Source organism: Bacillus sp. CR71 (assembly GCF_003429245.1).
In the GTDB taxonomy this organism is placed as follows: domain Bacteria; phylum Bacillota; class Bacilli; order Bacillales; family Bacillaceae_G; genus Bacillus_A; species Bacillus_A thuringiensis_S.
On the sequence record NZ_CP031748.1, the window covers coordinates 839,896 to 864,765 of the forward strand.

Consider the following 24,870-nt stretch of genomic DNA (forward strand, 5'->3'; position numbering starts at 1 on the left):
AATTTTTTTGGATGAATTTGCTTTATAGTATCACAAAACTATACTTTTGGTAACTATATGAAAAAAATATCAATACTTCCATAAAGGAAGTTAGTGTATATACAATAGTAATACGAAGCAAAAAGGATTTATATAAGGAGGTGGTGATTTCCATGGGGATAAAAAAGTTATTTGGATTTCTTAGTTTGTTTGTTATTTGTATTGTGCTTGTAGCATGTGGTGTGGAACAAAAAACTGAAGTTCAATTATTAAAAGAAATGCCAAAGCCAAAAGCAATGACAATTGATCCCTCACTAAGTAAAAAAGAAGCGACAGAAATGGTTCATGCGGCGCAGCGTTTTTATGCATTTTGGGATACAGGTAAGGAGGAACTTATTCCGCAGACTGTTACTAAAGATTTCTTCGATAATACATTGCCGAAAGGGCGACCACAAGGCATTGAAGGATTAAAGTTTGCAGCGCAAAATTTTCGTAAAGTTGTGCCTGATATACATTGCGAGATTGAAGACTTATTAGTTGTTGGTGATAAAGTAACAGCCCGTCTTTCTTTTACAGGAACACATAATGGTAAGAAAATTAATTTTTTTGCAATTGATATTTTACATGTGAAAGACGGAAAGATAACGGAAGATTGGCATTTAGAAGATAATCTTACACTACAGCAGCAACTCGGCTTAATAGCTGAAGAGTAGATCATATAGGGGAGAGGAAAGCGATGAAAAATATATTTATTATAAATGGACATGAAAAATACGGTACAAAGGAAGGACGATTAAATAAAACGTTAGTAGATTATATGGTTACTGTATTAGGCGAGAATCATCATGTGAAAACAACAACGATTCAAGATGGTTACAATATTAAAGAAGAACAAGATAAGTTTTTATGGGCTGATGTTGTGATTTATCAAACGCCGATTTACTGGTTTAGTGTACCGGGCTTATTTAAAACGTATATGGATGAAGTATATGAATACGGTTTGTTCTTTAAAGGTGCTGATGAATATGGAACAGGTGGTTTATTAAAAGAGAAAGAGTATATGTTCTCTACAACTTGGAATGCACCTGAAAAAGCATTTGGAGATAAGACGAAGTTCTTTGAAGGAGAAAGTTTAGAATCAGCGCTTAGTCATTTACACCGCGTGCAGAAGTTTCTCGGTATGAGTCCGTTAAAGAGTTTTGCTTGTTATGATGTGGTGAAGAATCCGGATATAGAGAAGTATTTAGGGAACTTGAAGAATCATTTAGAAGAAGTCATTCAATAATTAGAGTCATCCCCGTATTTAATGCGGGGATGACTCTATCCATAACTTCGCAAAATTTGCCCAGCCGAATGAATCAGTTGTTACGTTTTTTTAGGAAGGGTGATATGTTATTCTTTTTAAAACGGATCAACTTCAGCTAAATCAGGATTGCTATTTGGGTTTGTTAATAAGACTTTCAGCTCACCTACTTCAGAGAGCGCAACGAGGATATAACCACTAATAAGGACGACGAGTCCGATGACCCTTAATGTTTGCAGTGTGATATCACGGCTATTGTTTTCGGAGTTGTCTTGGGGCGTTGAAGGTGGATTGTTATTCATAAATAGGGCTCCCATCTTTTGTATTTATATATGTGCGAAATCATTATTTAACTTATGGATAGGAATTATATAGTCATTTTCACTATATGAGAACTGCCTATGAAAAGTGATAAGGAATTTTTGGGCGAGAAAAGAGGGGAATCCAAAAGATTATTAAAACTGAACTTTTGGATTCCCCTCTTTTTATTTATCTTGCTATTTGTGGTGGTCGGATTTCCTGTAAACGACCAGTTGGTGAGGGCTAATGAATCAGTGGGGGGATGAATAAAACCCCACTGATTCATTATTTTCATGTAAATAAAAGGAGGTTAGTTAACCAAAGTAGTTATCCTAATATACGCAATGATTCTTTAATAAACGCCGGTATATCTTCTGGTTGTCTACTTGTGACTAGCTGGTTTTGGCATACGACAACCTCTGTGTCATGAAAGTTTCCGCCGGCGTTTTTTAAATCGACTTCAATAGATTTATATCCAGTGACATCACGTCCTTCAAGTGTTTGTGCAGTGATGAGTAGCTGAGGTCCGTGACAAATAGCGAAAACAGGTTTTTTTGCATCCATAAATGCTTTACTAAAGCGAACGAAACGCTCATCTGCACGAAGTATATCTGGAGAAAATCCACCGGGTATGAAGAGTGCATCAAAGTTTTCTGGAGAAACACCATCAATATTTTTATCAATTACGACTTCGCTTTTTTCTTGTTTACCGTGTACCGTTTTACCTTTTTCCATTTCAATAGTTGTTAATTCATATCCCTTCTGTTTAAAAGCTTCTACTGGCTCTGTGTATTCTGTGTCCTCGAAATAATCCGTTATTAAAATAGCAATTTTTTTACTCATTCTAATCCGCTCCTTACATTATATTATCGGTTCCAGAATCGTCCTTGGGCAATGCCTTCTATAAATGACTCAATTGAAGTGTTTGTTAAGTTGTAAACTCCTGCTCCATCCAGTTTAATCTTACTATGGTCCAAAGCATGAGGATTACTAAGAACATGAGCTATCGGTTTAAAATGTTTAAAAGTAGTTTCTGCAAATTCTAAAACAGGGGGGTGAATGACAGACTCACTACTAAACACTAATACTGCATCAAAAAGGGAGGAGTCTGTTGTTGTATAAGTATCAGTTACTTTAATGGAATCATTGAACTGATAAATTTTATTATCTATGATGCTATAGTTAATTCGGTGTTGTACAAAAGCTTGAATCCATTCGGACAGAAGTGAGACGCTTGGGTCACCATTTAATAGAATTGCAACATTTTTGGAATCAGATTTAAAAATAGTATTGGACATACTTAGTGCAGGTGATTTTGCATCTGAATTTACTTCGTGATTTTCCTTAGGTAAAGGAGCTCCAATAATGTTAGCGACTTCTTGTGCTAATTGACGATCGACGTGGTTTAAGAGAGCAATTACATTTGCCTTCACCATGTCTGATTTACACTTCCCAACTTCAAAGCAAAAAGCTTCTTTTATGTGCTGCTTTTCAATAGGGCTCATACTATTGTAGAAAAGTTTAGCCTGAGAATAAAAGTTAAGAAAGCTTTTACTGCGACCTCTAATTTTATGCCCATCAATCTTTTCTTGATAATGTTCATATCCTCCTTGTTCGGCTTGGACGGTTGCAGGTTGATTGTTATTTAATCCATTAGGATGATAGCTTGTTTGACCGCGATGAATCTGCATTTGATGCATACCATCACGTTGATTATTATGAAAAGGACATACGGGCTGATTGATAGGAATTTGATGGAAATTAGGGCCCCCTAAACGAGATAATTGTGTATCTGTATAGGAGAATAATCTTCCTTGCAGAAGAGGGTCATTTGAAAAATCAATACCTGGTACGACATGACCAGGGTGAAAAGCTACCTGCTCTGTTTCAGCAAAGAAGTTATCAACATTTTTGTTCAATGCCATTTTACCAACTAATTTTACGGGAACTTTTTCTTCTGGCCATAATTTCGTTGGATCTAAAATATCAAAATCAAATTTATGTTCATCTTCTTCTGGAATTAACTGTAATCCAAGTTCCCATTCAGGATAATCTCCTTTTTCAATTGCTTCGTATAAATCTTGACGATGAAAATCAGGATTTTTCCCAGCAATCTTTTGAGCTTCATCCCATACTAATGAATGAACCCCGAGGGTAGGTTTCCAGTGAAACTTTACGAAATGGGCTTTTCCTTCTGCGTTAATGAGTCGAAATGTGTGAACTCCAAAACCTTCCATCATTCGTAAACTACGCGGAATAGCTCGGTCGCTCATTTGCCACATGACCATATGAGTGGACTCAGGATTATGCGCAACAAAGTCCCAAAAGGTATCATGAGCGCTAGCTCCTTGAGGAATATCATTATGTGGTTCTGGTTTAACTGCATGGACAAAATCAGGAAATTTAATAGCATCTTGGATAAAGAATACTGGCATATTATTACCCACTAAATCATAGTTTCCTTCATCTGTATAAAATTTTGTGGCGAATCCGCGTACATCTCTTACTGTGTCGTTGGATCCTTTAGAACCTTGAACGGTTGAGAATCGTACAAATACAGGTGTTTTCTTTGAAGGATTAGTAAGAAAATCTGCTTTCGTATATGTTTCTAAAGATTCATAAAGCTGAAAATAACCATGAGCGCCAACCCCGCGTGCATGAACAATCCTTTCGGGAATTCGTTCGTGATCAAAATGAGTCATTTTCTCGCGAAAGTGGAAATCCTCCATTAAGGTTGGGCCTCTTAAGCCCATCTTTAAAGAAAATTCATCTTCAGCTATTTTTAACCCTTGATTTGTTGTTAAAGCATGTTTGCATTGATTGTCAGTAACGTGATGCTTCAATTGTTCCGTTTTTTTATTCACAATATAGGCCCCTCCTTTACTCTGTTAATTTAATAGATACCCTTTTTATTAGTATGTAAACATGTATTATCGTTTTTGTATGTAAAAATCATAAAATATCGGTTGTTTCAGTGATTCTTGTTTGAGGAAGCAAAATAAAAAAGCCAAGGATAATTTATTTTCTCCTTGGCTTTTAAGATATTTCTTTTCGTTAAAACGAAGAAACGCGTTGCTTCGTTTTTGGTACAATAATAAATTTGATCCAGAGTAACCCGATAATCATAATGATAAGGCTATGTAAAATTTGTCCTGTAGCAATGAGTATAACACTCGAAAATACAATGAGTTGAATACTTAGCAATATAAAGATTAAGCTAAGAAATTGTTTCATTCTTTCTTCAGTATGGATTGGATATAATGCTGCAATAATATTTCCCGAAAAATATTTCCACAGTGAACGAAGCTGCATAGAGATCATATATAGAACGATATAAGCGATAGCACCTTTTACGTATATGTTTGGTATAAAATATAAGGCGAAAGCACCGATCAATCCTAAGCGAATATATATACCGAAATAATCATTTCCACGTAAAAATGCTAGTGTATGTAAGTAGAAGAAAGTTGCTCGTTTTTTATGTAATAAAGGTTCAATCCAAGTTGTAAGCCATTTTCTTTTATTTACTTGCTTATTTAGTTGCGGAACATCGGTGAAGATGCTAGCAAATTGATAAAAACGAACGTTCATTTTTTCTTCTTGCTCGATTATGTAATCCCACGGTATTCGCTTTGTAGGCTGTTTTTTCGTATATAGAATTAGGAAAGCAAGTAGTAAGAGTAGTCCGCCCAATATGAGAACATTTGCGGAATAAAACAGCATGTAAATGATTAGGGCGTTACAAGTAATACGAATGATCAGCCATATATTTTTTTCGTGACTATCACGCCACATCCAATGTATGTACATGTTCCAAGCTTTCGTAATCATTAACGCGATAAAGATTGTACATAAAAAAGGTACAGTTAATTGCAATGATTGCATAGCAAGTGGTACGAGAATAAGGAACGTAAATAATAATGGAAAAAGCTGAATGATGTAATTGTATAGAAGAGATTTTTTGAAATAGGATGTTAATTTCTCTTCTAATGCAAGCAAATAGACAGCATCAGGTTTTTGAATAAATGTACGGATAGGGGATCTCGTTATAATGAATGTAAGTACAATCGTGATGAGTAGTAAAGATATTCCTTTAGAAGGAGATGTTTTTAGAAACTGAGCATAGTAGTATGCGCCAACGCATGAAATAAAGATAAAGCTATATAGTAAACCGTTAATCATACGTGCAAAGTATGTAATGATATTTTGAATATGTTGTTGGAAGCGACTGCTCCATAGCGATTCGATTGACATGTTTTTCACCTCTTTGTTCTATTATATATGTTTTACAAAAGAAAAAACGAGCAAATTGCGTTATGCAACTTGCCCGTTTTTCTTTTCGTTATTTTTTTTCTGATCACGATTCATTAATGGATAGAAAGCAAATCCAATTACGAATAAACCAATTCCGAGAAGGAACGTTTTTATATCGGATGCGCCGGTTTTAATAACCCATAGTGCGTAGCAAAGTGCGATCACTGCGACTATACCATCTGTAATTCTTGCCCGCATTTCATTTTTATATGTTTCACCAGTTGCGACTAGTTTTAACTGGAAGATTGGTGAAACGAGATATGGAATGAGGTAGGCCAGTGTTGATACGGTAATAACGAATGTATAAGCTTCCGCAATAGTTCCTGATAATGTTGAGAATAGGAATACTTGCGACATAATGTTTGTTAATCGTAATGAGTAAATTGGACTTCCTTTTTTATTTGTTTTCGTGAAGAAGGAAGGGAAGAAACCTTCTTTTGCTGCTTGATAAGGTACTTCTGAGCTTAATAAAATCCAGCCTAAGATAGAACCGAACAGGGAAGTAAGAGCAAGTAATGCCATAAGTTTCCCGCCGCCATGACCCATTGCAGCGTTTAGTGCATCTGCTAATGGACGTTCCGAAGCTTGTAATTTATCAACATGAAGTACACCCATTGTTAAAATTGTAATTCCTAAGTAAATCGCAACTGTAATAAGTAATCCCGCAACTGTTGCACGTTTTACCGTTTTTGGAGAAACAGCACGGTTTGATAAAAGAACGGCTGATTCAATTCCGATAAACGCCCAAAGCGTTGTAAGAGCAGCTAAATTTACTTGTGAAAGAAGACCGTGTGATACACCTGATTTATCAATCATCGGCGTGTACCATTGTCCAAACTTAGAAGCTTCGAATGCAAATAACGTAACGACGATGAATAAAAGGAATCCAGTTACTTTCGTTGTTGTTGCTAAGAAGTTTAGCTTTCCAGCTCCGCTTACACCATTTGTTAATATAATATGAGTTCCCCAAAGTAAGATGGAACAAATCGTAAATGTAATTAGTTTTCCGACTTCTACGTTAAAAGAACCGATTGAAAATAGTAGTCGCGTATCTTTCATAATTGGGAAGAAGAGCGATAAATATCCCGCAAATGATGTAATGATGGCAACGTTACTTGCCCAGTTTGCAACCCAATATCCCCATACCATACTGAAGCCAGCCATTTTTTTCTTTTTTGGTGTTGAGAATAAAGCATATGCATGACTTTGTGGCCCTGTCGTTAAATCAGGACGACGAATTGCTAAATTACCGAAAACAAGAGCTAGCATTAAAACACCAAATCCTGTAGTTAACCAAGCTAAAGTGACACCGAGTGGGCTTGCTGTTTGTGCCAACGTACTTGGCACCATGAAAATACCAGCGCCAACCATGTTACCGACAACGAAAGCTGTTAGTACCCAAAAGCCCCATTTTTTTTGTTGCATAGAAAATACCTCCAAAGTTAGTATAACCAAGTCAAGCGAGGAGATATGTATGTCTTCTTAGTAGAGAAGAGAAGTCCCAAACAAAACAAAAAAAGCACGTAATCTGCCGCTACATGCTTTCTATCTTATAAGAAACCCACGACATATCTCTCGATAGCTCTCCACAAACGAAACGTTTGTGACAGTTCTGCACTTATTAAATGCAGACCCAGCAAGCGTGCATGGTGGACACGACTTACTTCGGCAACCATTCCTTTCTCATTCCTTCATCAATGCCACTACATCTCCTGAAATGATACTCTTAATGATTGCAACCTCTACCTCACCGAGATACGAATGAGGATTTAAATATTAAATTAACGTCTTTAAGAGTAACAAATGAATTTTTATACGTCAATGGATATAGTAATAATCAGATTATAGAGAAGAGTTTGTGATTAGGAATGAATAATTATTTGATATAAAAAGAAGCCGATCTAAACTAGATCAGCTTCTACATATAAAATTAAACTAAGTTTAATACAGTTACTTTTTCACGTGTCATAGACTCAAGGCTCTTACGAATACCTTGTGCGCCCATACCTGAACCTTTTACACCAATGAATGGGAAGTGGTCAGGGCCGCGCTCTGTGCGTCCGTTAATTTGTACAGAACCAGTTTCGATTTTGTTAGCAATTGCAAATGCTTTGTTAATGTCTTTAGTGAAGACACTTGCTTGCAGACCGAACTCTGATTTGTTAGCAATTTCAATTGCTTGTTCATCTGAAGAAACACGGATGATTGGAAGGATTGGGCCGAATGGCTCTTCCCAAGCAACTTTCATCTCTTCTGTTACGTGATCGATTAATGTTGGGTAAATTAAGTTACGCTCACGTTTGTTACCGATAACGATTGTAGCACCTTTTTCTACAGCGTCGTCAACTAAACCTTGAACGAAGTCAGCAGACTTGTCGTCAATTAATGGAACGATTGTGCTGTCTTGTTCTGGAGATCCAACTGATAGTTCAGCTACTTGCGCTTTTAATAAGCTAACAAGCTCGTCCGCTACGTTTTCGTGTACAAGTACACGTTTAATAGCTGTACAACGTTGACCAGAGTAAGAGAATGCACCGCTTACGATATGGTTTGCAGCATCTTGTAAGTCAGCATCTTCACGAACGATACCAGGATCTTTACCACCAAGTTCTAATACAAGTGGAATCATTGAAGCTTTTTTCGCTAAATGTTTACCTGTGTTTGTACCACCTGTGAACGATACCATATTGATACCTTCGTGTTCTACTAAGTAGTCACCAATTACAGAACCGCGTCCTGTAGCTACGTTTACAAGACCTTTTGGAAGGCCAGCTTTGTGAAGTGCTTCCACCATTTTAATACCACTAATTGCACCTTGAGTTGCTGGTTTGAAAATAACAGCGTTACCCATAATTAATGCTGGTGCAAGTTTTGCAGCAGATAAGTTTACTGGGTAGTTAAATGGTGCGATTGCTAATACAACACCAAGTGGTGCACGTTGGATAATCGCAAGTTTCGATTTCGTTCCGCCCGGGAAGCTATCGCCCATCATGCTTTCTCCGTGCATATGTAAAGCTTCTTCGATCGTGTAACGAATGAAGTCAGCTGTACGAACAACTTCTTTCTTCGCATCTTTATAGCCTTTACCGACTTCTTTCATAATGATATCGGCAATTTCATCCTGCATATTTACGAGCTCATCAGCCCATTTATATAAGTATTTTGCGCGATCTTGTAGGGAAGCTTCAGCCCATGATTTTTGAGCTTCTTTTGCAGATGCAATTGCTTCATCTACTTCTCCGCGAGTAATTGCTTGTACTTGTCCAATTACTTCGTGTAAATATGGAGATGGAATTTCGATTGTTTCTCCTGAAGAGCTTTCTCTCCATTCTCCGTTTAAATAAAATTTGTACGTATTGCTAGTTGTCATGATTAGTCCTCCTAAAATAGCAACTTGTAAGAGTGAGTATAAGGTGATTGTAGGGGGTTTGATAACATTTTTCAAATGAAATGTTTGTGAAAACGATTTCTTATTCTTTTTTTATTTTGTATGCCCTTTCTTACGGAATATTCTCTTATTTCAAAATGATGTAGCGTATATTTTTATTCAGTTTGTAAAAAAATAATTGACAGAATACTCAATAAAGTTGTAAGATTATAAATGGAAAATAAATGAAAGGGGTGTGCGTAATGATTGTAATCGTAAATGTAATGGGCTTAGCTCTGTTAAATGGCAGAAAACATTCATATCATTACGCAACCCGTGCGGATATATAAGGCATTCTCTGTCTTATAAGAAGCGTACGTTGCGTATATCGTAACGTACGCTTTTTATGCATTTTTGTGCATATCGTCAAGCGGCGGTATGCTTTTTTTTGTTTATTTTTCCTTGTATGGTTACGATGAAAATTTTGGAAGGTGGAAAAATGTGATGAGATTGTATGGGTTACGAAATGTAAATGTGATGGGTCTGGATAGTGGATAAAGAAGTGAGAGTTAAACGAGAACGAGAAGGGAGAGGTTACATTGTTATCAGTATTACTAAAGCTAAAATGGTTTTTTAAAGAGCATTGGAAGAGATATAGTATCGCTATTGGAGCTCTTTTAATTGTAAATATAGTTGAAGTCATTCCCCCGAAAGTGTTAGGGGTTACGATAGATAATATAAAAACAGGAACGTTAACGAATGCGGAGATTATGCAATTTATTCTCATTTTAATAGGGGTTACGGTAATTGGATATGGTCTTACTTTCGTTTGGCAACACCAGCTGTTTGGGGGAGCATTCGTACTGGAGAAAACGATGCGCTCTAAATTTATGGGGCACTTACTTAAAATGACACCGACGTTTTATCATAAAAATCGTACGGGTGATTTAATGGCGAGAGCGACAAATGATTTAAAAGCAATTGCTATGACAGCTGGTTTCGGTATATTAACGCTCGTGGATTCGAGTTTATATATGCTTACGATTGTCTTTATGATGGGATTTACAATTAGTTGGGAGCTTACATTTGCGGCGCTTATACCGCTTCCGATTATGGCGTATGCGATGAACATATATGGAAAGAAATTGCATGAGAGATTTACAGTCGCGCAAGATGCGTTCGGAGATATGAATGATAAAGTACTTGAATCGATTGCTGGTGTGCGTGTTATTCGTGCATACGTACAAGAGAATGCAGACGAGGAAAGATTTCATCATTTAGGAGATGACGTCTACGAAAAAAATATGAAGGTAGCAAGGATTGATGCATTATTCCAACCAACTGTGAAAATGCTTGTCGGTCTTAGTTATTTAATCGGCTTAGTGTACGGTGCATACCTTGTGTTCCAGTCAAAGGTGACGCTTGGTGAACTCGTTTCTTTTAACGTGTATTTAGGGATGATGATTTGGCCGATGTTTGCAATTGGTGAATTAATCAATGTTATGCAAAGAGGAAATGCTTCGCTTGACCGTGTGAATGAAACGTTAGCGTATGAGCCAGATGTAAAGAATCCAAAACATCCAAAGCTTGTGCAAGATCCGGATTATATTCAGTTTGATGATGTGTCTTTCTCATACCCTTCATCAACTGAAGAAAATTTAAAGAAGGTTTCTTTCACATTAAAGCAAGGAGAAACGCTAGGGGTTGTCGGAAAAACAGGAAGCGGGAAAACGACGCTTGTACGTCAGCTTCTTCGTCAATATCCGCTTGGAGATGGAGATATTGCGGTCTCTGATGTGACATTAGATAAAATAACAAATGAAAATGTACTCGGATGGATTGGGTATGTACCTCAGGAACATATTTTGTTCTCAAAAACAGCGAGAGAAAATATTTTATTCGGAAATAGGGAAGCGACGGAAGAAGAACTTGAGAAAGCAATTGAAATTGCTGCGTTTAAAAAAGACTTAGAGTTTTTACCAGAAGGATTAGAAACGCTCGTTGGAGAGAAAGGTGTTTCTTTATCAGGAGGGCAAAAACAAAGGATCTCGATTGCGCGAGCTGTTATTCAAAATCCAGAAATTTTAATTTTGGACGATTCTTTATCAGCTGTAGATGCTCGTACGGAAGCAGCGATCATTGAAAATATAAGAACAGAAAGAAGCGGAAAGACGACGATTATTACGACGCACCGTTTATCTGCAGTGCAACATGCGGATTGGATTCTCGTTATGGATGAGGGGCAAGTAATGGAAGAAGGTACACATGCTCAGCTTATCCAGAGCGGAGGCTGGTATGCTGAGCAGTTTGAAAGACAACAAGGTGAAAGTGAAAGTGCGGATAGTGGGGTGAAAATATGAGCGTTTCAAAACGATTGTTTCAATATGCGATGAAAGTGAAGGGGACGATTTTTGCAGCGATGCTAATGTTATTTATTTTCGTCATTGCAGAGCTTGCTGGTCCTTTCGTCGCTAAAACGATGATTGATGATCATATCGTCGGGATAGAGAAACCTTGGTATGAAACAGAAAAGAGTGAAGAAGCTGTTTCATATAATGGCGCTTTTTATAAGCGAAGTGATCGCTTTGAACAAGGCGAGACAAAAGGTAAAGAAGTACGTGTGATGCAAGTCGGTTTTCAATATTATTTTGTACCGAATAAAGTGAATATTGAAGGGTCACGTACTGTAAAAGGTGATATGATTACCGTTCAAAATGGTAAGGCGGTGCAAGTGTATAAAGCGAAGGCATTAACGAAAGAAGAAGTGTTTGCATTTTATAAACCAGAAATAAACCGTCTATTATTACTTGGTGGTGGCTATTTCGCTTTATTAGTAGTCGTATCATTATTTGCATACGGAAAGCAGTTCTTCTTGCAGAAGGCAGCGAACAAAATTATTCAAATTATGAGGGAAGATGTGTTTTCTCATATTCAAACGTTGCCGATTCGTTATTTCGATCATTTACCGGCGGGGAAAATTGTTTCGCGTGTGACGAATGATACAGAGGCCATTCGTGATTTATATGTAACTGTACTTGCAACATTCGTTTCTAGTATCATTTATATTATTGGGATATTCGCTGCGCTATTTTTATTAGATGTGAAGCTCGCTTCATTATGTTTATTAATTATCCCAATTTTAATTGTTTGGGCGATTCTTTATAGAAAATATGCGTCTGTATATAATCATAAAATGCGTTCACGTTTATCCGATATTAACGGAACAGTGAATGAATCCATTCAAGGGATGCCAATTATTCAAGCGTTCCGTCAAGAGCGTGAAACGAAAAAAGAATTTGAAGAATTAAACGGCGATTATTTTAAGTATCAAAATAAAATTTTAAATTTAAATGCAGCAACTTCGCATAACTTAGTAGCTGTATTAAGAAATATCGCTTTCACAGGAGTGATTTGGTATTTCGGCGGTGCGTCATTAAGTGCTACAGGTATTATTTCACTTGGGGTACTGTATGCGTTCGTCGATTATTTAACACGATTATTCTCGCCAATTACGAATATGGTGAACCAGCTTGCAAACTTAGAGCAAGCGCGCGTTGCATCAGAACGTGTCTTTGAATTGTTAGAGGAAAAAGGAGAAGCGGTAGAAGAAGAACGTATGCCTCGTTTAAAAGGAAATGTAAAATTTGATAATGTATCATTTTCTTATAATGGAAAAGATGAAGTGTTAAAAAATATTTCTTTTGAAGCGAAACAAGGCGAGACAGTGGCACTTGTCGGTCATACTGGATCAGGAAAAAGTTCTATCATGAATGTACTCTTTCAATTTTATGAGTTTGAAAAAGGAAAGCTTACGATTGATGGTCATGATGTAAGAGAAATGCCGAAACAAGCAACTCGTGAGCATATGGGAATCGTACTGCAAGACCCGTTTCTTTTTAGCGGGACGGTCGCTTCCAACGTAAGCTTAGAAAACGAAAAAATTTCAAAAGAGCGCATTGTAAAGGCGCTACGTGATGTTGGTGCTGAAAGATTTGCAAACAATATAAATGAAGAAATTACAGAAAAGGGAAGTACGCTTTCCACTGGAGAACGTCAGCTTATTTCGTTTGCTAGGGCGCTTGCTTTTGATCCAGCTATCTTAATTTTAGATGAAGCAACATCTAGTATTGATACAGAAACAGAGGCGATGATTCAACAAGCGCTGGAAGTTGTGAAAAAAGGAAGAACGACGTTTATTATTGCTCACCGCCTTTCAACAATTAAAAGCGCAGATCAAATTATTGTGCTCGATAGAGGGACGATTTTGGAAAAAGGGTCTCATGATGAACTCATGAAAAAGCGTGGGCGTTATTATGATATGTATAAAACGCAAATGGAAGGCAATCAGAGTGCTTAATAGGTATGGAGGAGAACTTGTGATTTTCACAAGTTCTTTTTTATTGACGAACATGTCGACTCTTTAGCGAATTACGACAGTTAAATAAGAAGTATTGTTTTACCTTTTTCTTTATAAATGCTATATTAAAAAATGTTACTTATTTTTTGTATGTGGCGTTATTTTTCCCTTTTGTTTGATTATGAAGAAAAAGGATAAACTAAATAAGAACATTTTCATTGAAAAATTGTTCAAGATTGCATACAATCAATATAGTTTTTAAATTCCTATCAGAATACTTGGAGGATTACAATCATGAAGAAATTATTTTCAGTGCTTGCAGTAACTACATTAGCGATCGGGATTGTAGCCGGCTGCGGTAAAGAAGAGAAAAAAGATACAGCTAGTCAAGACGCGTTACAAAAGATTAAACAAAGCGGTGAACTTGTAATTGGTACAGAAGGTACATACCCACCATTTACGTTCCACGATTCAAGCAATAAATTAACTGGATTTGATGTTGAATTAGCAGAAGAAGTTGCAAAACGTTTAGGTGTAAAACCTGTATTTAAAGAAACACAATGGGATAGCTTACTGGCTGGCCTAGATGCAAAACGTTTCGATATGGTTGCAAACGAAGTTGGTATTCGTGAAGATCGTCAAAAGAAATACGATTTCTCTAAGCCATACGTTTCATCTTCAGCGGCATTAGTTATTGCAAAAGATAAAGATAAGCCTGCTACATTTGCTGATGTAAAAGGACTAAAAGGAGCACAATCTTTAACGAGTAACTATGCAGATATCGCTAAGAAAAATGGTGCGGAAATTATTGGTGTAGAAGGATTTAGCCAAGCAGCAGAATTATTAGCTTCAGGACGCGTTGACTTCACAATCAATGATAAGTTATCAGTACTAAACTACTTAGAAACGAAAAAAGATGCGAAAATTAAAATTGTAGATACTGAAAAAGAAGCTTCAGAAAGTGGATTCTTATTCCGTAAAGGTAGCACTAAGCTTGTACAAGAAGTAGATAAAGCGTTAGAAGATATGAAAAAAGACGGTACGTATGACAAAATAACGAAAAAATGGTTCGGTGAAAATGTATCTAAGTAGTGCATTGGTTTCAGATCGATTGTCTACTTGGATAGATATTATGCAGTCTTCCTTCATGCCTATGCTGAAGGAAGCTGTTTTTACGACAATTCCATTAACGCTTATTACATTTATTATCGGGATTATACTGGCAACGTTAACAGCGCTCGCACGTATTTCTGGTAGTCGTATTTTACAATGGATTGCTCGTATCTATGTATCTATCATTCGCGGAACGCCACTTCTTGTACAGTTATTTATTATTTTCTATGGTCTTCCAACTCTTAATATTGAAGTTGAGCCATATACAGCAGCAGTTGTTGGATTTTCATTAAATGTCGGTGCATATGCATCTGAAATTATTCGTGCTTCTATCCTTTCCATTCCGAAAGGGCAGTGGGAAGCAGCTTACACAATTGGGATGACATATCCACAAGCATTAAAACGTGTTATTTTACCACAAGCAACGCGCGTATCAATTCCACCGCTTTCGAATACATTTATTAGCTTAGTGAAGGATACTTCATTAGCATCATTAATTTTAGTAACAGAAATGTTCCGAAAAGCGCAGGAGATTGCGGCGATGAACTACGAGTTTTTAATTGTTTATTTTGAAGCAGGTCTTATTTATTGGGTTATTTGTTTCTTATTATCAATCGTACAACAGATGTTAGAGAAGCGTTCAGAACGCTACACATTAAAATAATCCTTTTACAAAAGGAGTTTTTGTTTTTATGATTTCAATTCAGCACTTACAAAAAAGTTTCGGAGATAATACCGTACTAAAGCATATAGATTTAACAGTTGAGAAAGGCGAGGTTGTTGTTATTATTGGACCGTCTGGATCTGGTAAAACGACATTCTTACGTTGTCTTAACGTACTAGAAACACCAAACGCCGGTAGCATTCGCATCGGCAATAAAGAGCTTAATTTTGCTCAAAAAGTATCGAAGAAAGATATTGTAAATCTTCGTACGCAAACAGGTATGGTATTCCAGCACCATAACTTATTCCCTCATTTGACAGCACTTCAAAACGTAATGGAAGGACTCATTACAGTGAAAAAAGTAGGGAAAGAAGAAGCGAAGAAAAAAGCAAACTACTTCCTTGAAAAAGTTGGTTTAGCAGATAAAGTGGATTTATATCCATTTCAATTATCAGGCGGACAACAACAGCGTGTTGGAATTGCGCGCGCGCTTGCGATGGAGCCGGAAGTGTTACTATTTGATGAGCCGACGTCAGCACTTGATCCTGAACTTGTTCAAGAAGTTCTGAAAGTAATGAAAGAACTTGCTAAAGAAGGTATGACGATGGTCATTGTAACGCACGAAATGCGTTTTGCACATCAAATTGCGAACCGTGTTATTTTCATGGATGGCGGTGTCGTTGTTGAACAAGGTACACCAGAAGATGTATTTACAAATCCAAAAGAAGAACGTACGAAGAAGTTTTTACAAATGTTGCAATAAATTAAGGAAGGTCTCAAGGCATATGCCTTGAGACCTTTTTGCCATATATATTTATTTGTGGAATCCGCCAAGGCTTTGCTCAGCCATTGCAACTAGACGTTTTGTAATTTCTCCACCAACTGAACCGTTAGCACGAGCCGTAGAATCTGCTCCTAATTGTACACCAAATTCTTGAGCGATTTCGTACTTCATTTGATCGATTGCAGCTGTTGCACCTGGTACTACTAATTGATTTGAAGAATTTTGGTTTGCCATAGGAATATATCCTCCTTAGAGTTATAAAAGTTTTTTTGGTTGGACTAGCTGGAGTTGAACCAGATTATCGCCCCGGTTGGCGCTAATCCATCGGTAATTAAGTTTGTACTCATAGTATGGATGTTACCTAGAAAGATATACAAAATAATAATTTGTAAATTTTGTCAAAAAAACTTATTGATTTCGTAAATTATGAAATAAGAGTAATCGTTGTATTTTTAAGAAAACAGGCCAAACTAAGGAGGATATTAAATATAATTTTCTCATTGTAGCCTGCTACTTGTAGGCTAATCATTAGCTTCTTATTTATGATTTATTGAAATGAAATCGGTAGCAACTTCATAGTTCTATTTTTAAGTAGGGATGGAGTGACCGCTCCTATGCATGGGTAGGTGCTCTCTTCAATCTAAAAAAGAGAGGCTTTAAACGATAACGTATGGAGGAATCATGATGGGGATTTGCCCGCTTTGCAACGCATTAGAATCACAAACATATTCTTGTCAAAATTGCCAAAGTATACTCCAAGATTATGGGAAGTCTGTAGATTACATAGACGATTATAGTGCCTATATGGATCAAGAATTATTAAATGCAGTAGATGGTTTAACGCATAATAATTCAAATGAATATTGCAATCATATTTTTTATTGCGGAGTATGTAACGTGGAAACAGAGGTTGTAGTAAAACTTGTGTAAATAGAAAACTTCCACCTTATTATCTAGGTGGAAGTTTTTGTTTTTGTATTTGTGAGTGAATCATAGGGGAAGGGATATGTTCGGTATTTGATGAAGCCCCTGATTTTATTTGAGACATTTTTTCTTTTGTATCACGTAAAGAATGTTCAGTTAAGTAGACGGCATATTCGTAAAATAACTGGCGCGTCATTTCACTTTGCTCTTTTAATTTTTCATCTTGGAATACAGTTCGCCCAGGTTTAGAGTTGGCTTCAAAGAGCCACGGATTTTCCTTTGTGTCTAAACCGATATCAAAACCGATTTCTCCAATATTTCCAGTTACTTGTTCATCGAGCGCGTAACTTATTTGTAAGGCAGTATGTTTTAATTTGTTTTCAATTTGAACTTGTTTCGTTGAATCTGGAAAAAGCTCTTGTAGCAATTTTGTATCACCGCCGCTATTTACGTGCGTTGTTAAACTGCCTTTGCCGGCGATTTTGGCGACGATTGCACTAACTATCCAATTACCGAAATGATTTTTATTTGTATGAATGCGGAAATCAACAGGTTGCCCATCGAAGCGAAGTAACGAAATACCTTGCTGTACGATAAACTTTTTTAAATCATGTCCCTTTAATACGTGGTTTAGAAGAGTTTCTAATGATTGATACTTTCTCAGTTTATTTTCTTCATTTTCGCGATAACGACAGTAGTAGCAATTCTCTGTTTGAGAATAAAATATTTGATGAATATTTCTACCAAAGCTCCCGTGTATTGGTTTCATGTACACTGATTTATACGTGCCAAGAAACCGTTCTACTTGTTCAAAATGCTGAAATGCTTCTGTGTTTGGTAATAAGGGTCTAATTGATTCGTCTTTCATAAGAAGTTGATGAACTTCCCATTTATTGAAAAAACCTGGGTTAAACCATGGAATGGAGTAGTCTTGTTCTAACTTTCTTTTTGCTCTGACGATTGGTTTGTAATTTTCTGCTTGTCGATTTGGTAATCGATCGTAAATGACATTTGGTAAAGGAACCTTTTTCTTTATCCATTGTTTCTCTTGAAAGAAATATCCTTCAATCGTTTCTTCTTCCCAGTTTATATGTTGAACGCCAAAGACGAATACGAACGGTCGTAATGAGAATGGTGGTGTTAACAACTCACTGAGGGCAATTGAACGGTTTCCTAAAGGGATAGAAGAATCATCTTTAAAGCCAGTTGTGAAAATGCCGATTAATGGTCCGAAAATAATTGTTTGGTTTTGTGTGAATGCATGAATAGTGGTTGATTGAGGTAGTAAAAGTTTTTCAGCAATATGTTTTCCGATAATAATTTCGCGAGTAAAGGAATAATGAATTTTCACCTCTTCACTTGCAATGTGACGTATACCGAAGGAGAGGGATGTAATAGGTGGCGTAATAGAAAAAACGTAAGGTAAAGTAATACTATTTGGATGTTCATCTGAAATGTTTAATGTATATATATGTTCTTTCAAAATAGGTTTACCTCCTTTCATTATGGTGTAAAGCGACTGAATTTAAGTGGTCCGTGAAATATCTTTTCAGCTAATGAATCACTATGACGAATGTATTGTTCGTAAGGGGGAATCGTGTTGACATACATAAGCCAAATTGCGCCTTTTTGATCCATAATGGTGGAAAGTTCTAGTTCAAATAACGAAGAATAAGACTGATCTAGTGTTTGGAATACTTCATTTACAATGTCGTGTAAAGCATCTTGCAATAGTTGCACACCCGTACTAGATAGTACGTATTTAATTTTTGAAAATGAATGTAATGAATCATCGGCCGTTGCTAAGGGTAAAAGCTGATTAGGAAATGAGCTTTTTTGTATAAATTGACCGATAACATTCCAAGTTTGTTCTTTGTTTTTTTGCAAAATGGTTCGAATGTGGAGTGGATATGTTAATTGATTTGGTGGTTGTAGCATAGTGTGCGCTATGTAACGGGATGAACGTATGTTAGATTTACACCAAGATATAAATTCGTCTGTCCGTTTGATTGTAATAGAAGTATGGTATTTTTCATTTACTGTATCGATATGAAACGTTTTATTTTTGTAAGCAATTCGATATAAGTTATCCTTAGAATGTATATTAGTGGGGCGTATAATAATATCTTTAGTTTTTAACAACAGTTTGAAAATGTTTTGTATCGTTGCTATTTCAAATTTTGGTATATAAGGAGACAGTTTCTTATTAGTGAGAAATAAATCATGTAGTTCACTTAAGTTAATAAGTGTGTTATTTAAAAAGGTAGTGGAAGGACGATTGTGCAAAGAGTGAATAATTGATTTTGCTTTTTCAAAGTCTGTTTCCTCGTGAAAAGAATAACGATCATATATATAAGAAGGAATAGGGAATGTTTGCTCTTTCCATTTTCCTGTATCTGTATCGTAAATAAGACCAGAAACAAGGTCTGTTTTAGGATCAATACAAAATGGCGTAAACTGGGCAACGACATTATGATAAAGCCGAGCGCGTTTAGCGATTTCGGTGTAATATGTTTGCTCATAATGAAGTTTAGAAGCTAAAAGACCGAGAACCAACGAAATCACTCCTTTACTACTATTTGCATAATAGGCGAAGCTATATATTGCAAATACGTTTTTATACCATTATACTTTTGTCCGTATGATGATATGCTATAGTTTTGGAGAAGTGAAAGGTTGATTGTAATGAATATATGGTTAAATATGTTAACGACGACAGGACTCGGAGCAATTATTGGGGGATACACGAATCATTTAGCGATAAAAATGTTATTTCGTCCTCATCGCCCTATTTATATCGGAAAGTTTCAAGTTCCATTTACACCAGGATTAATTCCGAAACGTCGTGATGAACTTGCTGTTCAATTAGGGAAAATGGTCGTAGAACATTTGTTAACACCGGAAGGAATCGGAAAAAAGCTAACAAATGAAGAGTTTCAAAAAGGTTTAATCCACTGGGCGCAAGTGGAAGTGGATAAAGTAATTAAGAATGAACAATCACTGCGACATATGTTAGAAAAATGGAATGTAGCGCATGTAGAAGAAGAAGTGACTCAAAAAATTGAACATGTGATTACAGAAAAAATACAGGCATTTTTAGCTGAGTATTATACATATACATGGGAACAGGCTTTACCTCATTCTGTAAATGAAAAAGTAGAGAATGCGATTCCGAATGTCTCGGCGTTTATTTTAGAGCGAGGAATTAGCTTTTTTGAAAGTGAAGAAGGGAAAGGCCGTCTTTCAAAAATGATTGATGATTTCTTTGCTTCTCGCGGAACGCTACTTAACTTAGTCGGAATGTTTTTAGGAAATGTAAGTGTAGTGGATCGTGTGCAGCCAGAAGTTATTAAGTTTTTAGGGCAAGATGGTACAAAGCAGCTTTTAACTGACGTACTGCAAAAAGAGTGGGAAAAGTTAAAAGGAAGAGATGTAAAAGAATTAGAATCGTTTGTAGAGAAAGAAATGATTGTAAGCTCCGTGTTGTCAGCAGTTAAAGTAGAGGAAACAGTGAGTAAGTTTTTAAATCAATCTGTTCAGCAAGTATGTGAGCCAGTTCGAGAAACAATTATTGAAAAAGTGGTTCCAAGCACAGTAACGAAAGGCTTGAAGTGGGGAACAGAAAACGTAGAGAGTATACTAAACAATCTACATCTTGCGGAAATTGTCCAGCAAGAAGTGTCTACATTCTCAACAGAAAGATTAGAAGACTTAGTTCTGTCTATTACGAAAAATGAATTGAAAATGATTACGTATTTAGGAGCATTATTAGGTGGAATAATCGGACTCGTACAAGGATTGTTACTATTGTTTCTTAGATAATAAGGTGAGTACATAGAAATAAAAGTGAAATTTCTTCACATCTCTTGCATAGTTTGATATGGTAAGAAGAGGTGCGTATGTAAATGCACTGAAAAGGCAGTGCGTATGAAAAGCGCTAGCCTTCTAAGGAGGAAAAATAAAATGACAAAGAACATTCATGATGTTGCATATGAATTACAAAAAGCAATCGCTGAAAACGAAGACTTCAAAACTTTAAAAGAGAGCTACGCAGCAGTTCAAGCCGATGCGGCTTCAAAGAACTTATTTGATGAGTTCCGTACAATGCAACTTAGCCTACAACAAAAAATGATGCAAGGCCAAGAAATCACTGAAGAAGACAACCAACAAGCACAAGAAGTTGTAGCTCGCATTCAACAAGATGCTAAAATTACAAAATTAATGGAAACTGAGCAACGCCTAAACGTTGTAATCGGTGACGTTAACAAAATTATCATGAAGCCACTTGAAGAATTATATAGCGCGCAACAACAAGCGTAATAGTGGAAGACGCTCCTAGTTTAGGAGCGTCTTTTTTGTTTAGGGAATTTAATAGTTATACCACAAAAACTCCCTTTCAAAATAGCCATTTCTTATTGGTTATTTTGAAAGGGGTATGTAATACATCTAATTTTTTTTATTGCTGTTAATTGAAGTTTTAATGTTCTTTTCCTTCAAAAACTTTTCAATTTCTTTTTGCTTCCTACCATTAGCTTTCTCAAAGCGCTTTGTAAAAGAGAAATCAGTTTTGAATAAGTTACGATCTTGAGCGAGTTTGTCTAATTCTTGATCTAGTTCTACTGAAAGTGCTGTAGATGATGAAATAAATTCATATATTTCTTTTGAAGGCTTTTTGTAATCATCAGGGATTGTATTGTTACTAATAAAATTATGGAAGTTTGTATCATTTTGTTTCGCTAATTCTATTAGTTTTTGTAATTTTTCTCGGTCAGATTCAGTGATATTTTCATCGGATGTAGTGGATGAAAGTGGAACGATATTTTCGTCTAACTCTCCGCTATAATTTAAATAACTTTTTATATTTTGTTTCATTTCGTCTTCACTAATATTTTCATTTTTCTTTGAGGAACTAAATATATTTTCTGGAACTTTAATAGCAACATCTTTAATAGATTGGACATCGTTTTCTTCCTTAGGTTGTACACTGTTTGAACAAGCTGATAGAAATAACATTGTAAGTAACATGAGTGGATATAAAATATACTTTTTCATATTAATCTCCTTTTATATTCATTAGTATCTTTGTAAAATAGCTAAATTCCATTTTAAATACTTAACTAAAAGTGAGTATATATGTTTTATTAATTGATAAGATATGACGGATATTAGTAAGCCGATGCAAAAAGCTATAAATACATTATAAACATCGGAATAACTGATTTGATGAAACCCTTTAAAGAATCCTAATCCTATTAATAAGATAGGTGAAATAATTAATAATGGTGTAGCAATTATAAGTGCTAGAAGAAGCGGTAATAGAAAGAGTAATACGAAAAAGGCGATAATGATAAATATAAAGTTTAAAACACTTAAGCTCATAACAGAAAACAGTGCTGTCATAATATTTTTTAGGCTGCGTTTCTTGTCAGCTTTACTTATTACATATGAAATATTAAGTTCTTTAGCGATAGTTTTAGGATTTCCTAGCTTTTTAGAAATTTCCTCTTCAGATATTCCATCTTGTTTACCACTAATAAAATGAGTTTCGTACTCCGAGATAATATCCTCCTTTTCTGAATTAGGCATATTCCGTAGGGAAGAACTAAGTTGTTCTAAAAATTCACTTTTGTTCATAACGATCACTTTCCTTTATAAAATGATGAATTATGGCTGAAAATCCTATCTTTTTTCTAAACAGCACACACAATCTATATCTACTTTTTGAAAGGAGATATACTAATTGCGAATAACATTCCAAATAATGGTTATTCCATTATTTACAAATATATCACTTACTATTGTTCTTTGCAAGGTACTATAAGATTGTTAATATTATAAATGGGTGAAAATATTTTTGCGTATTTTTAGAAGAGATATAAAAATGTTATTTTAAGATAAACAAAAGGTTGTAAGCGCATTCTTTAAAACTTGTCAAAATAATTTCAAATTCATATTGTTGGAAAAATAATGCATTTGTAATATAATGATAAAGATACTTCACCAGCTTAATTAACTAGGTGAAATTAAAATCTTTATTACACACATTATGAAATAAAGGGATGATTAGTTTGAGTACAGGTGTAAAAGCAAACGACGTGAAGACAAAAACAAAAGGAGCAGATCTTGTTGTTGATTGTTTAATTAAACAAGGTGTTACACATGTTTTCGGTATTCCAGGAGCAAAGATTGACTCTGTATTTGATGTATTGCAAGAAAGAGGACCAGAGTTAATCGTTTGTCGTCATGAACAAAATGCAGCATTTATGGCAGCTGCTATTGGTAGATTAACAGGGAAACCGGGCGTATGTCTTGTAACTTCAGGACCAGGGACATCAAATTTAGCGACAGGTCTTGTTACTGCGAATGCGGAGAGTGATCCCGTTGTTGCTTTAGCTGGTGCAGTACCGCGTACGGATCGATTAAAACGTACGCATCAATCTATGGATAATGCTGCACTATTCGAACCAATCACAAAATATAGCGTAGAAGTAGAGCATCCTGATAATGTGCCAGAAGCACTTAGTAATGCATTTCGAAGTGCGACTTCCACAAATCCGGGAGCTACTTTAGTAAGTCTTCCGCAAGACGTTATGACTGCGGAAACAACTGTAGAGTCTATCGGTGCGCTTTCTAAGCCACAGCTTGGAATCGCTCCCACAAATGATATTACATATGTAGTAGAAAAAATAAAATCAGCGAAATTACCAGTTATTTTACTCGGTATGAGAGCGAGCACAAATGAAGTGACGAAAGCTGTTCGTAAATTAATTGCGGATACAGAACTTCCTGTCGTTGAAACATATCAAGCAGCTGGTGCGATTTCACGTGAGTTAGAAGATCATTTCTTCGGCCGCGTTGGATTATTCCGTAACCAACCAGGTGATATTTTACTAGAAGAAGCAGACCTTGTTATTTCTATCGGTTATGATCCAATCGAGTATGATCCAAAATTCTGGAATAAACTTGGCGACAGAACGATTATTCATCTTGACGACCATCAAGCAGATATCGACCATGATTACCAACCAGAGCGTGAATTAATTGGTGATATTGCCTTAACGGTAAATAGCATCGCGGAGAAATTACCGAAACTTGTATTAAGTACGAAATCAGAAGCGGTATTAGAACGATTACGCGCGAAATTATCAGAACAAGCAGAAGTTCCGAACCGTGCTTCGGAGGGTGTTACGCATCCACTTCAAGTGATTCGTACACTTCGTTCTTTAATTAGTGACGATACAACTGTTACATGTGACATCGGTTCCCATTCTATTTGGATGGCGAGATGTTTCCGTTCTTATGAACCACGTAGATTATTATTTAGTAACGGCATGCAAACGTTAGGTGTTGCACTTCCTTGGGCAATCGCAGCTACTTTAGTAGAACCAGGTAAAAAAGTAGTTTCCGTATCAGGTGACGGTGGTTTCTTATTCTCAGCGATGGAGTTAGAAACGGCGGTACGTTTAAATTCTCCAATCGTCCATCTTGTTTGGAGAGACGGCACATATGATATGGTTGCATTCCAACAAATGATGAAATACGGTAGAACATCAGCTACAGAGTTTGGTGATGTTGATCTTGTGAAATATGCGGAAAGTTTCGGAGCGTTAGGTCTTCGTGTTAACACGCCTGATGAATTAGAAGGGGTATTAAAAGAAGCATTAGAAGCAGATGGTCCTGTCATTATTGATATTCCAATTGACTATCGTGACAATATTAAATTAAGCGAAAAATTATTACCAAACCAATTAAACTAATGGAGGCA

23 protein-coding genes and 1 riboswitch are annotated in these 24,870 nt (G+C 36.1%); of the genes, 12 read left to right on the forward strand and 11 right to left on the reverse strand.

Annotated features, from left to right (window positions below; genetic code table 11):
- Positions 1-152: 152 nt before the first annotated feature.
- Both DOS87_RS04355 and DOS87_RS04360 read left to right on the forward strand, forming a co-directional pair.
- A complete protein-coding gene (locus DOS87_RS04355) occupies positions 153-692 on the forward strand; it encodes an ester cyclase (RefSeq protein WP_000511560.1) in 540 nt (179 codons plus the stop codon).
- Positions 693-715: 23 nt separating this feature from the next.
- Complete coding sequence (locus tag DOS87_RS04360; protein ID WP_000789180.1) at positions 716-1,264, forward strand: NAD(P)H-dependent oxidoreductase; 549 nt, start codon at positions 716-718, stop codon at positions 1,262-1,264.
- Positions 1,265-1,380: 116 nt separating this feature from the next.
- On the opposite strand, the gene DOS87_RS04365 is transcribed toward DOS87_RS04360, so the two are convergent.
- Positions 1,381-1,584 (reverse strand): hypothetical protein, encoded by a 204-nt coding sequence (locus DOS87_RS04365; RefSeq protein WP_001063872.1) that lies wholly within the window; start codon positions 1,582-1,584, stop codon positions 1,381-1,383.
- A gap of 99 nt (positions 1,585-1,683) precedes the next feature.
- On the opposite strand from DOS87_RS04365, the gene DOS87_RS04370 reads away from it, so the two are divergent.
- Positions 1,684-1,848: a hypothetical protein gene (locus DOS87_RS04370; protein ID WP_163115714.1), complete on the forward strand. Its 165-nt coding sequence runs from the start codon at positions 1,684-1,686 to the stop codon at positions 1,846-1,848.
- A gap of 61 nt (positions 1,849-1,909) precedes the next feature.
- Here DOS87_RS04370 and DOS87_RS04375 read toward each other — a convergent pair whose 3' ends face one another.
- From DOS87_RS04375 to gapN, 5 genes are all read right to left on the reverse strand, one after another.
- A complete protein-coding gene (locus DOS87_RS04375; protein WP_000037536.1) occupies positions 1,910-2,425 on the reverse strand; it encodes a type 1 glutamine amidotransferase domain-containing protein in 516 nt (171 codons plus the stop codon).
- A 23-nt stretch (positions 2,426-2,448) separates the two neighbouring features.
- Positions 2,449-4,446, reverse strand: a complete 1,998-nt coding sequence (locus DOS87_RS04380) for a catalase (RefSeq protein WP_208730209.1) — start codon at positions 4,444-4,446, stop codon at positions 2,449-2,451.
- Between the two features lie 190 nt (positions 4,447-4,636).
- Positions 4,637-5,836, reverse strand: coding sequence for an ABC transporter permease (locus tag DOS87_RS04385; protein ID WP_098577842.1), 1,200 nt, complete (start codon positions 5,834-5,836; stop codon positions 4,637-4,639).
- 60 nt (positions 5,837-5,896) lie between these two features.
- Positions 5,897-7,321: an amino acid permease gene (locus tag DOS87_RS04390; protein WP_001186317.1), complete on the reverse strand. Its 1,425-nt coding sequence runs from the start codon at positions 7,319-7,321 to the stop codon at positions 5,897-5,899.
- Between the two features lie 146 nt (positions 7,322-7,467).
- Positions 7,468-7,649: riboswitch (Lysine riboswitch) on the reverse strand.
- 177 nt (positions 7,650-7,826) lie between these two features.
- Complete coding sequence (gene gapN / locus DOS87_RS04395; protein ID WP_000213634.1) at positions 7,827-9,266, reverse strand: NADP-dependent glyceraldehyde-3-phosphate dehydrogenase; 1,440 nt, start codon at positions 9,264-9,266, stop codon at positions 7,827-7,829.
- Positions 9,267-9,862: 596 nt separating this feature from the next.
- On the opposite strand from gapN, the gene DOS87_RS04400 reads away from it, so the two are divergent.
- The 5 genes from DOS87_RS04400 (at position 9,863) to DOS87_RS04420 (ending at position 16,160) form a co-directional block, all read left to right on the forward strand.
- Positions 9,863-11,623, forward strand: a complete 1,761-nt coding sequence (locus DOS87_RS04400; RefSeq protein WP_000953777.1) for an ABC transporter ATP-binding protein — start codon at positions 9,863-9,865, stop codon at positions 11,621-11,623.
- On the forward strand, positions 11,620-13,620 hold the full coding sequence (locus DOS87_RS04405) for an ABC transporter ATP-binding protein (RefSeq protein ID WP_000116622.1): 2,001 nt from the start codon (positions 11,620-11,622) through the stop codon (positions 13,618-13,620). Before DOS87_RS04400 ends, DOS87_RS04405 begins: the two co-directional genes overlap by 4 nt.
- Before the next feature lie 294 nt (positions 13,621-13,914).
- Positions 13,915-14,712 (forward strand): amino acid ABC transporter substrate-binding protein, encoded by a 798-nt coding sequence (locus DOS87_RS04410; RefSeq protein ID WP_000732844.1) that lies wholly within the window; start codon positions 13,915-13,917, stop codon positions 14,710-14,712.
- A complete protein-coding gene (locus tag DOS87_RS04415) occupies positions 14,699-15,397 on the forward strand; it encodes an amino acid ABC transporter permease (protein WP_000281496.1) in 699 nt (232 codons plus the stop codon). The genes DOS87_RS04410 and DOS87_RS04415 overlap by 14 nt, the downstream gene beginning before the upstream one ends.
- Before the next feature lie 28 nt (positions 15,398-15,425).
- The gene (locus DOS87_RS04420) at positions 15,426-16,160 is read left to right on the forward strand and encodes an amino acid ABC transporter ATP-binding protein (protein ID WP_000623613.1); all 735 of its coding nucleotides are present in this window, start codon (positions 15,426-15,428) and stop codon (positions 16,158-16,160) included.
- Positions 16,161-16,211: 51 nt separating this feature from the next.
- Here DOS87_RS04420 and sasP read toward each other — a convergent pair whose 3' ends face one another.
- Positions 16,212-16,415 (reverse strand): small acid-soluble spore protein, SasP family, encoded by a 204-nt coding sequence (gene sasP / locus DOS87_RS04425; protein ID WP_000013338.1) that lies wholly within the window; start codon positions 16,413-16,415, stop codon positions 16,212-16,214.
- Between the two features lie 450 nt (positions 16,416-16,865).
- Between sasP and DOS87_RS04430 the strand changes: the two genes are divergently transcribed.
- On the forward strand, positions 16,866-17,111 hold the full coding sequence (locus tag DOS87_RS04430; RefSeq protein ID WP_000510472.1) for a hypothetical protein: 246 nt from the start codon (positions 16,866-16,868) through the stop codon (positions 17,109-17,111).
- Positions 17,112-17,130: 19 nt separating this feature from the next.
- Here the strand turns inward: DOS87_RS04430 and DOS87_RS04435 are convergent, their stop codons facing one another.
- Both DOS87_RS04435 and DOS87_RS04440 read right to left on the reverse strand, forming a co-directional pair.
- Positions 17,131-18,588, reverse strand: a complete 1,458-nt coding sequence (locus DOS87_RS04435) for a YheC/YheD family endospore coat-associated protein (protein WP_098577844.1) — start codon at positions 18,586-18,588, stop codon at positions 17,131-17,133.
- Positions 18,589-18,608: 20 nt separating this feature from the next.
- Positions 18,609-19,661 carry a YheC/YheD family endospore coat-associated protein gene (locus tag DOS87_RS04440; protein WP_098577845.1) on the reverse strand — a complete coding sequence of 351 codons (1,053 nt, stop codon included), beginning with the start codon at positions 19,659-19,661 and terminating at the stop codon, positions 18,609-18,611.
- Positions 19,662-19,790: 129 nt separating this feature from the next.
- On the opposite strand from DOS87_RS04440, the gene DOS87_RS04445 reads away from it, so the two are divergent.
- The gene (locus DOS87_RS04445; protein ID WP_003281617.1) at positions 19,791-20,927 is read left to right on the forward strand and encodes a DUF445 domain-containing protein; all 1,137 of its coding nucleotides are present in this window, start codon (positions 19,791-19,793) and stop codon (positions 20,925-20,927) included.
- 141 nt (positions 20,928-21,068) lie between these two features.
- Complete coding sequence (locus tag DOS87_RS04450) at positions 21,069-21,425, forward strand: YlbF/YmcA family competence regulator (protein WP_000164612.1); 357 nt, start codon at positions 21,069-21,071, stop codon at positions 21,423-21,425.
- Positions 21,426-21,551: 126 nt separating this feature from the next.
- On the opposite strand, the gene DOS87_RS04455 is transcribed toward DOS87_RS04450, so the two are convergent.
- Positions 21,552-22,157: an NDxxF motif lipoprotein gene (locus tag DOS87_RS04455; RefSeq protein WP_000760031.1), complete on the reverse strand. Its 606-nt coding sequence runs from the start codon at positions 22,155-22,157 to the stop codon at positions 21,552-21,554.
- 21 nt (positions 22,158-22,178) lie between these two features.
- A complete protein-coding gene (locus DOS87_RS04460) occupies positions 22,179-22,739 on the reverse strand; it encodes an HAAS signaling domain-containing protein (protein ID WP_001042971.1) in 561 nt (186 codons plus the stop codon).
- Between the two features lie 434 nt (positions 22,740-23,173).
- On the opposite strand from DOS87_RS04460, the gene alsS reads away from it, so the two are divergent.
- Positions 23,174-24,862, forward strand: coding sequence for an acetolactate synthase AlsS (alsS, locus tag DOS87_RS04465; protein WP_000103531.1), 1,689 nt, complete (start codon positions 23,174-23,176; stop codon positions 24,860-24,862).
- The last annotated feature ends 8 nt before the right edge of the window (positions 24,863-24,870 follow it).

Bases quoted from the DNA above. Each gene is read 5' to 3' on its own strand.
- DOS87_RS04355 (WP_000511560.1), top strand. From the start codon at position 153: ATGGGGATAAAAAAGTTATTTGGATTTCTTAGTTTGTTTGTTATTTGT.
- DOS87_RS04360 (WP_000789180.1), top strand. From the start codon at position 716: ATGAAAAATATATTTATTATAAATGGACATGAAAAATACGGTACAAAG.
- DOS87_RS04365 (WP_001063872.1), bottom strand. From the start codon at position 1,584: ATGAATAACAATCCACCTTCAACGCCCCAAGACAACTCCGAAAACAAT.
- DOS87_RS04370 (WP_163115714.1), top strand. From the start codon at position 1,684: ATGAAAAGTGATAAGGAATTTTTGGGCGAGAAAAGAGGGGAATCCAAA.
- DOS87_RS04375 (WP_000037536.1), bottom strand. From the start codon at position 2,425: ATGAGTAAAAAAATTGCTATTTTAATAACGGATTATTTCGAGGACACA.
- DOS87_RS04385 (WP_098577842.1), bottom strand. From the start codon at position 5,836: ATGTCAATCGAATCGCTATGGAGCAGTCGCTTCCAACAACATATTCAA.
- DOS87_RS04390 (WP_001186317.1), bottom strand. From the start codon at position 7,321: ATGCAACAAAAAAAATGGGGCTTTTGGGTACTAACAGCTTTCGTTGTC.
- gapN (WP_000213634.1), bottom strand. From the start codon at position 9,266: ATGACAACTAGCAATACGTACAAATTTTATTTAAACGGAGAATGGAGA.
- DOS87_RS04405 (WP_000116622.1), top strand. From the start codon at position 11,620: ATGAGCGTTTCAAAACGATTGTTTCAATATGCGATGAAAGTGAAGGGG.
- DOS87_RS04410 (WP_000732844.1), top strand. From the start codon at position 13,915: ATGAAGAAATTATTTTCAGTGCTTGCAGTAACTACATTAGCGATCGGG.
- DOS87_RS04415 (WP_000281496.1), top strand. From the start codon at position 14,699: ATGTATCTAAGTAGTGCATTGGTTTCAGATCGATTGTCTACTTGGATA.
- DOS87_RS04420 (WP_000623613.1), top strand. From the start codon at position 15,426: ATGATTTCAATTCAGCACTTACAAAAAAGTTTCGGAGATAATACCGTA.
- sasP (WP_000013338.1), bottom strand. From the start codon at position 16,415: ATGGCAAACCAAAATTCTTCAAATCAATTAGTAGTACCAGGTGCAACA.
- DOS87_RS04430 (WP_000510472.1), top strand. From the start codon at position 16,866: ATGGGGATTTGCCCGCTTTGCAACGCATTAGAATCACAAACATATTCT.
- DOS87_RS04445 (WP_003281617.1), top strand. From the start codon at position 19,791: ATGAATATATGGTTAAATATGTTAACGACGACAGGACTCGGAGCAATT.
- DOS87_RS04450 (WP_000164612.1), top strand. From the start codon at position 21,069: ATGACAAAGAACATTCATGATGTTGCATATGAATTACAAAAAGCAATC.
- DOS87_RS04455 (WP_000760031.1), bottom strand. From the start codon at position 22,157: ATGAAAAAGTATATTTTATATCCACTCATGTTACTTACAATGTTATTT.
- DOS87_RS04460 (WP_001042971.1), bottom strand. From the start codon at position 22,739: ATGAACAAAAGTGAATTTTTAGAACAACTTAGTTCTTCCCTACGGAAT.